Consider the following 15,498-nt stretch of genomic DNA (forward strand, 5'->3'; position numbering starts at 1 on the left):
CTTTCCCTATGCAAACCGAGATATGACTTTGTACAACAGCACATCCAGTGGCATGTAGAAGACGTGCACCAGCACTACCATGATAGCCGCCAACGCCAGTGCCGCCAGGATCAGCCAGTTACGCCAGCGTTTGCGCCTGGCCACGTCGGCCCGGGTATCGATGTAGGGGATTGCCACCAGCACCCGTTTGCCCAGCAGGTTTTCCAGCGCGCCGACGCCGCGCACGCGCTGGTTGAGCATTTCCAGCAACATCACCAGGGCACCGCCGCCTGCCGGTGCCAGTACCAGGCCCAACGCAGCGATCTTCTTGCGATTGGGCTTGATCGGTTTTTCAGGCATCAGCGGTGGCTCCAGCAGCACGAAGCGTTCGGCCTTGTTCTCCTGCTCCAGGCTTTCGGTAATCTTCGCGCCCATTTCCTTGGCGCGGATTTCTTCGTACTTCTTGCGCGCGTTATCGTGGTCACGCATCAAGGTCACCAGGCCACGCTCGACCTGCGGCGCCTCAAGGATCTCGGCCTCGTAGCCGTCCATCTTCCGGGTCAGCTCGCGCTTCTGGTCGGCCAGCGAACTGATACGATCCTGCGCCGCGCTCATCTTGGCCCGCACGCGCGCCACATCGAGGCTGACCGAGGACGCTGTTGTCGTGCCACCCCCGCTGGCTTCGAGCGCCTGTATCTTGCGTTTGACCGCCACCACATCCGGGTGGGCCTCCTTGTAGCGGGTCAGCAACCGGGCGTACTCAGCCTTGAGGCTTGGCAGGTCCTGGGGCTGGTCGGCACTCGCTGGCTTGCTGCCTTCGGTAGTCTTGGTGGCCAGGCCGGCATTGGCCGCTGACAACTCCAGCTCCAGGTAGCGCAGTTCTTCCTGGGCGGCCTTGTAGTCACGGTCGACTTCGCGGAACTCCAGCTCCGAACGCGAGAGCATGTTCATGCGCAGGGTCTGGTGCTCTGGCAAGGCATTGGCGTGGGCCTGCTTGAAATCGGCCAACTGGTTTTCCAGGCTGGCCAGTTCGGCCCCCAGCTTGTTGGCCTCCTGGGTCAGAAACTCGGTGGTTTCGTTGGCCCGCTCGGTGCGCTGCTTGAGGTTTTCGTTGAGGAACAGGGTGACCAGTTCGTCGGCCACTTCCTTGGCCACTTCCGCCTGCTTGTGTTCGAAGGACACATTGAACGCAACCGTCGCCTCGCCTCGCCCGCGCACGAACGTGGTGAGGGTTTCGACTACGATGGCATTGCGCATCTGGTCGATCTTGTCGGACTCGCTCAAGCGCTTGTCGGCGAACAGGTTGTACTTGTCGATGATGCGCAGCAGGTTCTCACGGGTCATCACCCGCTGGCGAATCACCTCGATGCGCTCATCGGCAAAGCTGGTGGTGTTGGTCGACACCAGCTCGGGGGAAATCTGTTGCGACTCCACAAGAATGGTGCCGGTCGACTGGTAGAGCGGCGGCACCATCAACGCGACCGCCACGGTCGCGGCAAGAATGACTACGGCACTCACCCCTAACACCAGGGCCCTGTCCTTGATAATGGCGATGTAATCTCTGATGGAGAGTTCGTAGTCAGACTTCATGGGGCCACCTGCCTGAAGTTCAGATGTCGGGGTACCTGTACGTCAACGTCAAACCAACGATCGTAGCGGTTGCGTCGGGCGCCCGGTCCTGTTGCCGTTCCTTGTACATAAGCGACAGGCGCAGGTCCCAGTACGGTGAAAACTGGCGGCTGGCCCAGACGCTGTAAGTCTGCAATGTATTAGGGCTCTGCCCTTTGCTGTCTTGCCAGGCAGCGTCAGCGCCCACCCGGGACAGCTCGGTGAGCGCATAGCTCCACACACCACGCACCTGGTCCAGCTCGGCGAAGCCGCCTTCGGCACTGGCCACCGTGCTGCGCTCGGCGGTCAGGCTGGCATCGGCACGCGTGCCGGTGTACAGCAACGCCAGTCCACCTTCCCCGCGTCGGCCGCCGCCATCGCCAGACACCTGGTTGACGCCAATGTGGGCATCGGCGCTCAAACCCTCGGCAAGCTGGTACTTGATGCCGACTGCCGGGGTGTAGCTGTTGGAGGCGGTCGCGGTAAGGTCCTGCTCGGGCTCATAGCGTCGGGCCCCGAAGCGGGTATACACGTCGGCCCGCTCGCTCCAGGCGTAGGTCCAGGTAAATACGTTTGCCAGTTCGTCGTAGCCCGTCAGCGTACTGATGTCATAACGGGCACGGTTGAAGGTGGTTTCGTTGCTCAACGTACTGCGCTCGGTAACCGCCTGGCTCCAGTTGCCGGTCAGGGTGTAGAGCTTTTGCGTACCGTCGGTGGTAATTACCCCGGTATCCAGCACGGTCCCCGACAGGGTCGAACTTTCGTTGTAGCGCGCCACCAGGCCGAAACGCCCACGCTCGGTGGTGCGCTGCCAGCCCAGGCTGATATCAGGGTCTTCACGGTCATCGACCACATCCGTGTCGGACGAGCGCAACACATGCATGCCCAGCCCCAACCTCAATTCGTCCTGGTCGAAGGTACCGATCAGGGTGTAGTCCGGCGCGATGATCGTGCGCGTTACACCCTTTTCCCCCGACGTCAGCAACAACGGGTTGCTGTCATATTCGACGGATGTCGGTACCACCACCGTAGACTGCCAATTTGCCGCCAGGACCGCGTCCGTGAACGGCAAGACCAAGATTGCCGTTGCAATGCGAGTTGTTCTAAGAAGAGGCATTAAATGTTCTTATTAAAGGCAAGATCAAGGAACGACCAGCGTGTCGCCAGCCTGAAGTTGGATGTTGGTGGACATGTCCCGCCCAGACACCAGGTCCTTATATCGCACGGGCAGGATCTTTTGGGAAGCGCCGGTGCCGCGGACCACCTTGATATCGCTTTCGTCAGCAAACTTGTCCAGGCCGCCCGACATGCTCAGCGCCTGAAGCACTGCGGTGGGCCCCGCCATCTGCACGGGCCCCGGCTTGATCACTTTGCCTTGGACATAGACCAGATTGCCGGCGATGCTCTTGACGACAACGCTGACGTTCGGATCGGGGAGGAATTTTTCGAGTTTGGCAGCCACTTGCTTCTCGACTGCCGTTACATCCAGCCCGGCAACATTGATGCGCCCGGCCAAGGGGAAGGTAATACTGCCATCGGGTAGTACGGTGGCTTCTTGACGCAGGCTGTCTTCCTGCCACACCGAAACCATCACCACATCACCGGGGCTGAGCAGGTAAGCCGCACCACTCTGATCGGCGTTGCCGGCACTGGACCACACGGTCAGCACGCAGAATGCGGCAATCAATGAACGCATCATGAGGGTCCCTCCGGCCAAATGGCCCGAAAAAGAGCACTGAATGAGAACAGCACACCAACTCTCGCTCTGCTTCGCGGCTTAAACCCGCCGCGATGGCCTCAACCTTCCTGGAGGCCCCAACCTTGACGCTTTACAGGAGGGCTGCATTGCTCTGCAACCAAGGCCTTTCAATGGCTACTGGGAATATAGCAACGGTTGGGAAATTCACAAGCCAGGCCCCGGGCTTGCAACAACCTCTGGCCGCTCTGGAAAGGAGCCGGTCAGCCTCAGATTTTTCTTCTGTTTGCCACCAGCACAAAGCCAACAACCGCGAAGGCCAACAACCAGCCGGCGGTTGAAACAGGAATGATACTGTTTTGGTTTACATACGAATCGGCCGCACGCGCAGCACCACTCAGCAACACCAGCAAGAACATCGATTTGATAATCAGAGTCGTGCGCATACGCCCCTCCAAAAAAACAGGAAAATCAATTAGTTATTTGCTCGGTGTGGCGGGAGTTGTTTCGCTGTTGACTTGAGCTTATGGGCACAATGACACTACGTCAATGATCCGACACCATAATAAAATTCAATGGGAGATGGGCGTATTCGTCAAAATGTCGACATGCAAATTATGCAAAGAAATGCCGCTGCGATGGAGGCTGCGTTTCACGGATGAGAATACGTGGGGGCGTGCCCTGCCCCCTGTGGTTTTATTCGTCTGCGTGGTGAACCACGACCAGCAATTGCGCCGGCCGGGCACCTACCGAGCGTAGTCGGTGTGGTGTCTGGGCGTTGAAATGCAAGGCATCGCCCTGCTCCAGCAGCACCCGTTCGCTCATGAAGTCCACCTCCACCTGGCCTGCGTGCACGAACAGAAACTCCTCGCCCAGGTGTTCCTTGAACGTGGGGTCGCTGAACTCGGGCGGCGGCTGGATCAGGAACGGCAGCAGGCTGCGCTGCCCGACCTGGCTGGTGAGGGCTGCATAGCCCGGGCCTTGCCCATCGCCGACCAGGGCCTGGCGTTCGCCATGGCGCACCAGGCTGTAGCGGCTCTGGCCGACCTGCTCTTCGGCAAACAGCTCTTCGACGTTGACGTTCAACGCCCGGGCGAGCTTTAGCGCGGCGGCAATCGAGGGTGTATTCAGGCCGCGCTCGACCTTCGACAGGTAGCTTTTGGTCATACCGGTCTTCTCGGCCAACATTTCCAGGGTCATTCCCAGTTTCTTACGCAGCAGTTTCAATCGGATAGACATGTGACGCGGGTTTCCCAGGCTGAGGCAGCCTGGCAATGATACGTAAACTGCCCAGGAAATGCTGGGGCTGCTTTGCAGCCCATCGCCGGCAAGCCAGGCTCCCACAAATATAGCATCACTTTCGAGGCATGCGCCGTACCTGTGGGAGCTGGCTTGCCGGCGATGGGCCGCACAGCGGCCCTGCCTTCATGGCATCACAGGCGGTACGTACTGCAGCGTCGTCCCCAGCGCCCACAGCAGCACCAGCACCAGCGGCACGTGCACCAGCAACTGCACGAACGAGAAGCCGATCAGGTCGCGCGCCTTGAGCCCCAGCACGCCCAGCAGCGGCAGCATGTAGAACGGGTTGATCAGGTTCGGCAAGGCTTCGGCCGCGTTGTAGATCTGCACCGCCCAGCCCAGGTGGTACTGCAGGTCGTTGGCCACCAGCATCACGTACGGTGCCTCGATGATCCACTTGCCACCGCCCGAAGGGATGAAGAAGCCCAGTACCGCCGAATACACCCCCATCAGCACGGCATAGGTGTCATGGGTGGCAATCTGGGTGAAGAACAGCGAAATATGGTGCGCCAGGGTCTGTTCATCGACGCCCTTCACCTGGGTGAGAATGGCCGCGATGGAACCGTACAGCGGGAACTGGATCAGCACACCCGTGGTGGTCGGTACGGCGCGCGCCACCGCGTCAAGGAAGCTGCGCGGGCGCCAGTGCAGCAAGGCACCGAGCATGATGAACAGCAGGTTGTAGGTATTCAGCCCGGAGATCGCAGTAATCGCAGGCTTGGTGGCGAACTCCTGGTAGAGCCAGCCAGCGGCCAGGGCCACCAGCAGCAGGATCAGGATCGGGCTGTGCTCCAGCCACTCACCCGGGCGGGTGCGCTGCGGTGCAGGTGGCGCCGTGAAGCTGGGGTCGACGCCGCAGTCTTCGGCACTGCGCGCGCTGTTCGGGCCTGGGGCCGTGGCGTAGGCCATGAACAGCGAGACCACCACCAGCGCCGCCAGCATGACGCCGGACTGCCAGAGGAAGATGGTTTCAGTGAACGGGATCACCCCGGTAATCGACAGGATCGAAGGTGGCAGGCTGGCCGGGTTGGCCTGCAGCTGCGCCGCCGACGATGACAACCCCAGTGCCCACACTGCGCCCAGGCCCAGGTAGGCGGCCGCGCCGGCGGCGCGGTAGTCCATCTTCAGGTCGGTGCGCCGCGCCAGTGCGCGTACCAGCAGGCCACCGAACACCAGCGACAGGCCCCAGTTGAGCAAGGACGCCAGCATCGAGATCAGCGCTACCCAGCACACTGCCGAGCGACCATTGCCGGGGATGCGCGCCAGGCGATCGATCAGCCGTGCGGCGGGTGGCGAGCTGGCCACCACGTAACCGCCGATGACCACGAAGGCCATCTGCATGGTGAACGGGATCAGGCTCCAGAACCCATCGCCAAAGGCCTTGGCGGTGTCGGTCGGCTTGGCCCCCATGGCCAGGGCACCGATGCACACCAGCAGCACAGCAAGGGCGGCGAACACCCAGGAGTCGGGGAACCAGCGTTCGGCCCAGTTGGAACAGCGCAAGGCAAAGCGCGCGGAACGGCTGTCTTGAATTTCAGCGGCCACAGTCGAATTCCTTTTATTGGTTTTATCGGATAAATCAGCAAAAACACAAAACCCCTGTAGGAGCAGCCTTGTGCTGCGAAGGGGCCAGTGCAGACAAACATTATGTGAATGCCTGCACTGGCCGCTTCGCAGCACAAGGCTGCTCCTACAGGGGGCGGTGTGATGCGGGTAACTAGAAGGTCATTTCCTTCACATCATCCGGCACGATCAGCTTGCCGGCGGTTTTCGCGATGATCTCTTCAACGCTTACCCCTGGGGCGGTTTCGCGCAGGATGAAGGCGCCGTCTTCGATCTCCAGGTAGGCCAGGTCGGTCAGCACCTTGCGGATGCAGCCGGCACCGGTCAGCGGCAGGCTGCATTGCGCCAGCAACTTGGACTCACCGTCCTTGGAGGCGTGGGTCATGGTGACAATGATGTTCTCGGCGCCAGCCACCAGGTCCATGGCACCGCCCATGCCCTTGACCAGCTTGCCGGGGATCATCCACGAGGCGATGTTGCCTTGCACGTCCACTTCGAAGGCGCCCAGCACGGTCAGGTCGACGTGGCCACCACGGATCATGGCGAACGATTGTGCCGAATCGAAAATCGAGGCACCGCGGCGGGCGGTGACAGTTTGCTTGCCGGCGTTGATCATGTCGGCATCAAGGGTACTTTCGGTCGGGAATTCGCCCATGCCGAGCAGGCCGTTTTCCGATTGCAGCATCACATCCATGTCGGCGGGTACGTAGTTGGCCACCAGGGTCGGAATACCGATGCCCAGGTTGACGTAGTAGCCGTCCTTCAGTTCACGTGCGACGCGTTGCGCCATCTGTTCGCGGGTCAGTGCCATGGTCAGGATCTCTTTGTTGTTCTGGTAGAGGCCGCTCAGGCCTTGACGGTGCGCTTTTCGATACGCTTTTCGAAAGTGCCGACGATGACACGGTCCACGTAGATGCCCGGGGTGTGGATTTCGCTGGGCAACAGCACGCCGGGCTCGACGATCTCTTCCACTTCGACCACGGTGATCTTGCCGGCGGTGGCCGCCAGCGGGTTGAAGTTTTGCGCGGTGTTGCGGTACACCACGTTGCCGTAGTGGTCGGCCTTCCAGCCCTTGACGATGGCGAAGTCACCGGTGATGGATTCTTCAAGGATGTACTTGCGGCCATTGAACTCGCGCACTTCCTTGCCCTCGGCAACCGGGGTGCCGTAGCCGGTAGCGGTGAAGAACGCCGGGATTCCGGCACCGCCGGCGCGCATTTTTTCGGCCAAGGTGCCCTGAGGAGTCAGCTCCACGTCCAGCTCACCGCTGAGCAGTTGGCGTTCGAATTCGGCGTTTTCACCCACATAGGAGGCGATCATCTTGCGAATCTGCCGGTCTTCCAGCAACACGCCCAGGCCGAAGCCGTCGACGCCGCAGTTGTTCGACACTACGGTCAAGCCCTTGACGCCGCGTCGCTTGATTTCGCTGATGAGGTTTTCCGGGATGCCGCACAGGCCGAAACCACCGGCCAGCACTGTCATGTTGTCGGTCAGGCCTTCGAGGGCCTGTTCGTAGGTTGCAACGCGCTTGTCCAGTCCGGCCATGCTGATCCGCCTTTTGTAGTTGTAGAACCGACGAGGCTGTCGGTGAGCGTGTGCAGACATCTTCACCGCACGCGACTGATTTGTTAATTTTGTTTTCGTCATCGATTGATAACTTTTACAAAACAAACAATAGGCCTGCCATGAACGTCAAGCAACTGCGTGCCTTTGTCGCCGTGGCCAAGTACCAGAGCTTCGCCCAGGCCGGTGAGCACCTGCATATCTCGCAGCCCGCCCTGAGCCTGACCATCAAGGCCCTGGAAGAAAACCTCGGCGGCGCCCTGCTCAGCCGCACCACACGCAGCGTCAGCCTGACCGCCGAGGGCGAGGTGTTGCTGCCGCTGGCTCGGCGCCTGCTGGCGGACTGGGACGACACTGAAGAGATGCTGCGCCAACGCTTCACCCTGCAACTGGGTCGGGTGTCGGTGGCGGCCATGCCCGCCTTTGCCGGCAACCTCCTGCCCCACTCGCTCAAGGTGTTTCGCCAGCGCTACCCCAAGGTCAACGTCACGGTGCATGACGTGATCAACGAACAGGTGCTGGAACTGGTACGCCATCGCCGCGTCGAACTGGGCATCGGCTTCGAGCCGGACAACATCGACGGCCTGGACTTCCGCCCGTTGTACCTGGACCGATTCGTCGCGGTGGTCCCGGCCGACTCGCCCCTGGCGCTGTTGCCCCAGGTCAGCTGGGCACAGCTGATGGCTGAAGACTTCGTGGCCCTGCAACGCCCTTCGGCGGTGCGCCTGCTGATGGAGCAGAATGTGGCTGCCCACCACGGCAAACTGGCCGTGGCATTCGAGAGCCACCAGCTGGCAACCATTGGCCGCATGGTCGCCAGCGGCCTGGGGGTCAGTGCCGTACCGGCGCTGTGCATCAACCAGATGCAGGAACTCGGCGCCCGCTGCATTACGCTGGTGGAGCCCACCGTCGAACGGCGCATCGGCGTGATTGCCCTCAGCGAACACAAGCTTTCCACTGCAGCCCAGGCGCTGCTTGAGGTTCTGCTTTCCAATACCCGGATCCCGGAGGTGACATGCGTTACGTGAAACTGGCAGGTTCGAGCGTTCCGGCCATTGGCCAGGGCACCTGGTACATGGGTGAAGACTCCAGCCGCAAGGCTGCCGAGGTGGCAGCCCTGCAACAGGGTATCGAGATGGGCCTGACCCTGATCGACACCGCCGAGATGTATGCCGAAGGCGGGGCGGAAGAAGTGGTTGGCCAGGCCATTGCCGGGCGCCGCGACCAGGTGTTTCTGGTCAGCAAGGTGTACCCGCACAATGCCAGCCTGCGCAGCATGGCGGCCGCGTGCGAGCGCAGCCTCGCCCGCCTGGGTACCGACTGCATCGACCTGTACCTGCTGCACTGGCGTGGCCAACACCCGCTGGAAGAAACCGTCGAAGCCTTCGAGCGTTTGCGCGCGCAAGGCAAGATCAAGCGCTGGGGCGTGTCCAACTTCGACGTCGACGACCTGCGCGAACTGCACCAACCTGACTGCGCCACCAACCAGGTGCTGTACAACCCGGCCCAGCGTGGAATCGAGTTCGACCTGCTGCCGTGGTGCGAAAAGCGCGCGCTGCCGACCATGGCCTACTGCCCGCTGGCCCAGGCCGGGCGCTTGTTGCAGCACCCGGTGCTGGCAGAAATCGCCGAGCGCCATGGTGCCACACCTGCCCAGGTCAGCCTGGCGTGGGTGACCCGCACTGATGGGGTGATCGCCATCCCCAAAGCCGTGGCGCCCGAGCATGTGCGGCTGAATGCGGCCGCAGGTGCACTGACCTTGAACAGCGAAGACCTGCGGGCGATCGACCGGGCGTTCCCGGCGCCGACACGCAAGCAGCGGTTGGCGATGGTGTAGGGCGAGCGCAATCTGGACCAGAACGCGATCCCTGTGGGAGCGGGCATGCCCGCGAACACCGATGCAACGCGGTGGCTGCTTCGCGGGCACGCCCGCTCCCACAGGGGTCCTCGCAAGGACCGAGATTCGAGCACAACGCCTGTTTGCATAATTGCGGCATCGGGGCTTAATGAAAGTCCCGGCTGCGCACATCCAGCCCTTGCAGCAACGGGCTCACATCCTCCAGCCGCCGGGCAATCAGGTGCCGCACGCCATTCTCCTGCTCCAGCCGCCCACTGACCTTGAGCAGCTTCGACCCCACCAGCGCCCGACGCTGCCGTTCGGCAATGTCCCGCCACACCACCACGTTGACCATCCCGTGCTCATCTTCCAGGGTGACAAAGGTCACTCCGCTGGCGGTCTGGGGCCGTTGCCGCCCCACCACCAACCCGGCCACGGCAATGTTGTCGCCATGTTCCACACCCTGCAAATCGCTGGAGCTGCGACACCCCAGCGCCCTCAGGCGTGAGCGCAACAGGGCCAGCGGATGCGGCCCCAGCGTGGTGCCCAGGGCCTGATAATCGGCCATCAGGTCTTCACCTACGGTTGGCACAGGCAAGTCCACTGGCGTTTCAGGCACCGCTTCTATCTCGGCGAACAGGGGCAGCTGCGGCTGCACCGCCGCCACCTGCCAGCGTGCCTGATGCCGATCACTGGCCAAGGCACGCAGCGCACCACCATCGGCCAGGCGGGCTCGGGCCCGTGAATCGAGCCCGGCACGCAGGCACAGGTCTTCGACATCGCGCCATGGCCGTTGCGCCCTCGCCTGCTCCAGGCGCCTGGCATCCGCCTCGGCCAAACCGCGCACCAGGCGCAAGCCCATACGAATAGCCAATGTGCCTTCAGCATCAGGCTCGAGGGTGCAGTCCCACTCGCTTTGGCAAACATCTACCGGTCGCACCTCGATACCCTGGCGCCGGGCCTCTTGCAACAACTGGTCAGGGCTGTAGAACCCCATGGGCCAGCTATTGACCAACGCGCAGGTAAAGATTGCCGGCTCATGGCACTTAAGCCAGCTGCTGGCATAACACAACAAGGCAAAGCTGGCCGCGTGCGATTCCGGGAAGCCATAGCTGCCAAAACCCTTGATCTGCTCGAAGATGCGCTCGGCAAACGCCAGGTCGTAACCATTGCGCAGCATGCCTTGCACCAGCCGCTCGCGGTGCGGCTCCAGGCCACCGTGGCGCTTCCAGGCCGCCATGCTGCGGCGTAACTGGTCGGCCTCGCCCGGCGTGTAATCAGCGGCTACCATGGCCAGTTCCATCACCTGCTCCTGGAACAGCGGCACACCCAAGGTGCGCTCGAACACTTCCTTGAGCTGCGGCGATGGGTAGGTTACCGGTTCCTGCTTCAGGCGCCGGCGCAGGTACGGGTGCACCATGTCGCCCTGGATCGGCCCGGGGCGGACAATCGCCACTTCGATGACCAGGTCATAGAACGTGTTGGGCCGCAGCCGAGGCAGCATGGCCATCTGCGCGCGCGACTCGATCTGGAACACCCCCATGGTCTCGGCGCGGCTGATCATCGCGTAGGTGGCCGGGTCTTCGTCGGGGATGGTGGCCAGGGTCAGTTGCCGGCCGCGATGGTGCTGCAGCAGGTCGAAGCAGCGGCGCAGGGCACTGAGCATGCCCAGCGCCAGCACGTCGACCTTGAGCAGGCCGACCATGTCCAGGTCATCCTTGTCCCACTGGATCACCGTGCGCTCCGCCATCGCGGCATTCTCCACCGGCACCAGCTGGTCGAGTGGCTGCTGGGAGATGACAAAGCCGCCCGGGTGCTGCGACAGGTGCCGAGGGAAGCCGATCAGCTCGCCAGCCAGCACCAGCACCCGGCGCAGTGAAGGGCTGCCGGCCTCAAAGCCGGCCTCGGCCAGGCGCTGGTCATCGGGAATGCGGTCGCTCCAGCGACCACAGCATTTGGCCAGCGCATCCACCTGGTCCACCGGCAAACCCAATACCCGCGCCACATCGCGCACCGCACCCGCGGCATGGTAGGTGTTGACCACCGCCGTCAGTGCCGCACGGTCCCGCCCATAGCGGCGAAACACGTACTGGATCACTTCTTCGCGCCGGTCATGTTCGAAGTCCACGTCGATATCAGGCGGCTCGTTGCGTTCACGCGACAGGAAGCGCTCGAACAGCAGGCGATGCTGCATGGGGTCGAGCTCGGTAATACCCAGCACGAAACACACCACCGAGTTGGCCGCCGAACCGCGGCCCTGGCACAAGATGCGTTGGCTGCGGGCGAAGGCGACGATGTCGTGCACGGTCAGGAAGTAACTTTCGTAACCGAGCTCCTCGATCAGCGCCAACTCCGTGGCCAGCACATCACGCACCTTGTCACTCGCCCCCCCTGGCCAGCGTAGCGGCAAGCCCTGCTCGCACAGTTCACGCAACCAGCTTGCCGGGGTATGGCCCTGGGGCACCAGTTCGCGCGGGTACTGGTATTTCAACTCGCTCAGGTCAAATTGGCAGCGCTCGGCAATGGCCAGGGTCTCGGCCAGCAGGTCGGCAGGATAGAGTTCGCCCAACTGTGCCTGGCTGCGCAGGTGCCGCTCACCATTGGCAAACAGAAAGCGCCCGGCCTCGGCCACCTGGCAATGCTGGCGGATGGCGGTCATGCAGTCCTGCAAGGCACGGCGACCGCGCACATGCATGTGCACATCGCCACAGGCCACGACGCGGATACCCACTTCAGCCGCCAGGCCTCGCAAGCGTTGCAGGTGCAGGGCATCGTCACTGCCTCGGTGCAGGTGCACGGCCAGCCACAGGCGTTCGCCGAACACACTGCGTAACCATTCACCCGTGGCCATGTCGGCGCAGTCATCGGCCACCCACAGCGCCAGCAGGCCTTGATGGTGCTGCTGCAGGTCATCGCGAAACAGCTGGTACTCGCCCTTTTGCGCCCGCCGACGGGCCCGCGTGATCAGCGCGCACAAACTCTGGTAACCGGCCAGGTTCTCTACCAGCAGCACCAGCTTGGGGCCGTCCTGCAGCTGCACCTCACTGCCCACGATCAGCCGTAGCTGGTGCGCCTTGGCAGCCTGCCAGGCCCGAACGATGCCAGCCAAGGTGCATTCGTCAGTAATCGCCAGGGCCTGGTAGCCCTGTTCACGCGCGCGCCGGAACAGCTCGTCGGCGCTCGACGCCCCGCGCTGGAAGCTGAAATTGGACAGGCAATGCAGCTCGGCATACCCCGGCGTGCTCATGCGAACCAGCCCTGCAGCCACAGCGGGCCGGCCTGGCCCAGGTCGCGGTAGGCCCAGCCGCGCAGGCCATCACGGGTTTCGATGCGGTAGTAGTCGCGGCGCACGTCGCCGCCATCCCACCAGCCCGACTCGATGCGTTCGGCCTGGCCCTGTACCTGGTAGCTGGCGCCGTCCAGCGCCATCGGGGCTGGCAGCAGCCAGCCCGGGCGACTGCCCGGGGCAACCGGCATGATGCCTTGAGCGCCTTGCTCGGTCAGCTGCCAGGCGCACTCGGGGCGGTGATCGGCTGCAGCGCTCAGCCCCTTCACGGCCTCATCCCCCAGGCGAGCGCGCAACCGCTCGCGCAATTGTTCCCAGGGTTGTGCCTGCTGCGCACGAGGGTCGAACAACGCCTGGTGCTGGGGCACGAAGGGTGGCAGGTCCTCGGCAACCAGCCGCAGGTTGCGCACGGGGGCGGGAATGCGCAGCGGCTCCAGGCGCCCACGGGCCAGTTCGAACAGCATGGCGGCATCGCGTTCGGCAGCCAGCAGGCCTACCTTGAGCAGGGTGTCCGGCCCTTCGGCATGTTCCAGGTGCAGGCAAAAGCGCTGCACGCCACAATCGCGCCCGGCGAGGAATACGGCAAGGTCGTTGAGCATGCGCCGCAGGGGGAACAGCAGTGCCTGGTGCGACTCGACGTCGAAGTTCAGCTCCAGCCGGGTTTCGAAACGGTCCGGTGGCTGGTAGAAGTCCAGGCCCAGATTGCGCAGGCCAAGCAGCTGGTCGAGGTGCAACTGCACCTGCGCCGTAAAACGCCTCGCCAATGTATCGCGCGGCAAGGACAGCACCTGGCCCAGCTGGCGCAGGCCCATGCGGGCAAAAGCTTCGGCGGCGTCTGCCGGCAAGCCGACACGGGTGATAGGCATGCCTAGCAGGGCCGTACGGGTAGCGTCGGCATCGCCCACGGCCAAGCCATCATGACCATTGGCAAGCATGCGCGCCGCCACCGGGTTGCTGGCCAGGACAATGCGTTGGCGCAGGCCCAGGTCTGCCAGCTCCTGGCGCAGACGTGCCTCGAACAAGGGCCAGGGGCCGAACAGTTGCAGGCTGGAGCCTACTTCCAGTAGCAACGCCCGCGGGTAATGCAGGCTGACCTGGGCACTGAAGCGATAGGCCCAGGCCGCCAGCAATTGCTGCACCTGCTCGATACGCCTGGGGTCGGCTTCGACGCAGGTGAAACCCTCCGCCAGGGCACGTGCCGCCGTCAGGGTCTGCCCTGCCCTCAGCCCGAGTGCGGCCGCTGCCGGGCTGACCGCTTGCAATACCCGACGCTGGGTAGGTCCGCCAAGCAGCACCAAGGGTGTGTCAGGGTCGTCACGCTCACGCAGGACCGTGTCCAGCGCCAGCTGCGGGAGCAGGATGCAGGCCCAGAGCATGGTGCATCAGCCCCGCCCCGGGCAGGCGATGGGCAGCGTCGGTGGCATGCCGCCCCGGCTTTTCAGCACACGCCACTGCGCCGGACGGGTGTCGACAGCAACCCGCAGCGCTGCTGGCGACGGATTGTGTGCTGCCTGGTGCGGCCGGCAGGCGAATGCCAGCGCCTGGCCGGTTTCTGCGGCCACCTGCAAACGCCGCAGGGCCCGGTCATCGGCACGTTCAGGCCAGCACAGCACCGCCGCGCAACTGCCCGAGCGCAGGCACTGCTCGGCGGCCCACAGGGCATCGGCAGGGGCGGCATCCACCTGCACCAGCCAGCGCAGGTCCACCCCCGCTGCCTGCCAGGCCGGTGCGTAAGGAATGAACGGCGGCGCCACCAGTACTACCCGGCTACCTTCAGCACTTAGCCGCGCCAGTGTGGGCCACAGCAGTTGCAGTTCGCCGCAACCAGGGCTGGCCAGTAGCAACTCGCTGAGTGCCGCCGCCGGCCAGCCGCCCTCAGGCAGGCGCTCGTCAAGGGCAGCATGGCCGGTCGGCTGCAAGTCGAGTGGCCGTGCCTGGGCCTGCCGCCCGCGCCAGACACGGCGCTGGTCGAGCAGCCTGTCGAGATCGACCACTGCGCCCATCAGTCACGCCTCAGCAGGCCGCAGAACACGCCTTCGATGAAAAATTCCTGTTCTGGCTGCACATCGATGGGTGCATAGGCCGGGTTGCGTGGCAACAGCCGGTAACCGCTGCCCTGGCGCTGCAGGCGCTTGATGGTCACTTCGCCGTCCAGGCGCGCAACCACGATCTGGCCATCACGGGCGTCGGCCTGTTGAAGGATGCCGACCAGGTCACCGTCGAAGATGCCGTCGTCGACCATCGAATCGCCACGCACTTTAAGCAGGTAGTCAGGGGTGCGACGGAACAGGCTGGGGTCGAGCAGCAACTGTTCGTGGATATCGAGGTCCGGGCCGATCGGGGCGCCAGCCGCCACCTGGCCCAGCACCGGCACTTCAAGGATTTCCGGCCGACGCAGCGGTGCGGCCAGGCGAATGCCCCGCGCCTGGTTCGGCGTGACATCAATGTAACCGGCCTGGCACAGGGCGGTGATGTGCTTGCGCGCAACGCTGCGCGAAGCAAAACCGAAGCGCGTGGCGATATCGGCCAGGCTCGGTGGCTGCCCTTGGTCGGCAATGCGCTCGCGGATGAATTCGAAGATGGCGCGGCGTTTGGGGGTAAGATTGTCCATGGAGTACATTTGTACTCTTTTCAGCGCACGCTGAACAGCCCCCTTCGTCGTCAGAT

14 protein-coding genes are annotated in these 15,498 nt (G+C 63.4%); 2 read left to right on the forward strand and 12 right to left on the reverse strand.

The annotated features are described in order from the left end of the window. Positions 1-6: 6 nt before the first annotated feature. The 8 genes from ABOC32_RS18450 to ABOC32_RS18485 all read right to left on the reverse strand — a co-directional run bounded on the left by ABOC32_RS18450 (position 7) and on the right by ABOC32_RS18485 (position 7,690). The gene (locus tag ABOC32_RS18450; protein WP_426808305.1) at positions 7-1,569 is read right to left on the reverse strand and encodes a GumC family protein; all 1,563 of its coding nucleotides are present in this window, start codon (positions 1,567-1,569) and stop codon (positions 7-9) included. Between the two features lie 19 nt (positions 1,570-1,588). Further along, positions 1,589-2,704: a hypothetical protein gene (locus tag ABOC32_RS18455; RefSeq protein ID WP_426808306.1), complete on the reverse strand. Its 1,116-nt coding sequence runs from the start codon at positions 2,702-2,704 to the stop codon at positions 1,589-1,591. Positions 2,705-2,728: 24 nt separating this feature from the next. After that, complete coding sequence (locus ABOC32_RS18460; protein ID WP_016499571.1) at positions 2,729-3,286, reverse strand: polysaccharide biosynthesis/export family protein; 558 nt, start codon at positions 3,284-3,286, stop codon at positions 2,729-2,731. 266 nt (positions 3,287-3,552) lie between these two features. Continuing rightward, the gene (gene eppA / locus ABOC32_RS18465; RefSeq protein ID WP_016487266.1) at positions 3,553-3,729 is read right to left on the reverse strand and encodes an EPS-associated small membrane protein EppA; all 177 of its coding nucleotides are present in this window, start codon (positions 3,727-3,729) and stop codon (positions 3,553-3,555) included. Positions 3,730-3,979: 250 nt separating this feature from the next. After that, on the reverse strand, positions 3,980-4,522 hold the full coding sequence (locus tag ABOC32_RS18470; protein ID WP_426808307.1) for a helix-turn-helix domain-containing protein: 543 nt from the start codon (positions 4,520-4,522) through the stop codon (positions 3,980-3,982). A gap of 186 nt (positions 4,523-4,708) precedes the next feature. Next, positions 4,709-6,127: a short-chain fatty acid transporter gene (locus tag ABOC32_RS18475; protein ID WP_426808308.1), complete on the reverse strand. Its 1,419-nt coding sequence runs from the start codon at positions 6,125-6,127 to the stop codon at positions 4,709-4,711. Between the two features lie 172 nt (positions 6,128-6,299). After that, on the reverse strand, positions 6,300-6,956 hold the full coding sequence (locus tag ABOC32_RS18480; protein ID WP_016499568.1) for a CoA transferase subunit B: 657 nt from the start codon (positions 6,954-6,956) through the stop codon (positions 6,300-6,302). A 35-nt stretch (positions 6,957-6,991) separates the two neighbouring features. After that, positions 6,992-7,690, reverse strand: a complete 699-nt coding sequence (locus ABOC32_RS18485) for a CoA transferase subunit A (RefSeq protein WP_043197372.1) — start codon at positions 7,688-7,690, stop codon at positions 6,992-6,994. 140 nt (positions 7,691-7,830) lie between these two features. On the opposite strand from ABOC32_RS18485, the gene ABOC32_RS18490 reads away from it, so the two are divergent. Beyond that, on the forward strand, positions 7,831-8,736 hold the full coding sequence (locus ABOC32_RS18490) for a LysR family transcriptional regulator (RefSeq protein WP_426808309.1): 906 nt from the start codon (positions 7,831-7,833) through the stop codon (positions 8,734-8,736). Next, positions 8,724-9,545 carry an aldo/keto reductase gene (locus tag ABOC32_RS18495; RefSeq protein WP_426808310.1) on the forward strand — a complete coding sequence of 274 codons (822 nt, stop codon included), beginning with the start codon at positions 8,724-8,726 and terminating at the stop codon, positions 9,543-9,545. Before ABOC32_RS18490 ends, ABOC32_RS18495 begins: the two co-directional genes overlap by 13 nt. A gap of 166 nt (positions 9,546-9,711) precedes the next feature. Here the strand turns inward: ABOC32_RS18495 and ABOC32_RS18500 are convergent, their stop codons facing one another. From ABOC32_RS18500 to lexA, 4 genes are read right to left on the reverse strand one after another with little or no spacing between them, the layout of a single operon-like run. Beyond that, entirely contained in the window at positions 9,712-12,792 is a 3,081-nt protein-coding gene (locus ABOC32_RS18500) for an error-prone DNA polymerase (protein ID WP_426808311.1), read from the reverse strand. After that, entirely contained in the window at positions 12,789-14,207 is a 1,419-nt protein-coding gene (locus ABOC32_RS18505; RefSeq protein ID WP_426808312.1) for a Y-family DNA polymerase, read from the reverse strand. The genes ABOC32_RS18500 and ABOC32_RS18505 overlap by 4 nt, the downstream gene beginning before the upstream one ends. Positions 14,208-14,213: 6 nt before the next feature. After that, the gene (imuA, locus tag ABOC32_RS18510) at positions 14,214-14,834 is read right to left on the reverse strand and encodes a translesion DNA synthesis-associated protein ImuA (protein ID WP_426808313.1); all 621 of its coding nucleotides are present in this window, start codon (positions 14,832-14,834) and stop codon (positions 14,214-14,216) included. Beyond that, on the reverse strand, positions 14,834-15,451 hold the full coding sequence (gene lexA / locus ABOC32_RS18515; protein ID WP_426808314.1) for a transcriptional repressor LexA: 618 nt from the start codon (positions 15,449-15,451) through the stop codon (positions 14,834-14,836). The genes imuA and lexA overlap by 1 nt, the downstream gene beginning before the upstream one ends. Positions 15,452-15,498 lie beyond the last annotated feature (47 nt).

Origin of the sequence: Pseudomonas sp. WOUb67 (assembly GCF_050058005.1) — a bacterium.
Classification (GTDB): domain Bacteria; phylum Pseudomonadota; class Gammaproteobacteria; order Pseudomonadales; family Pseudomonadaceae; genus Aquipseudomonas; species Aquipseudomonas putida_R.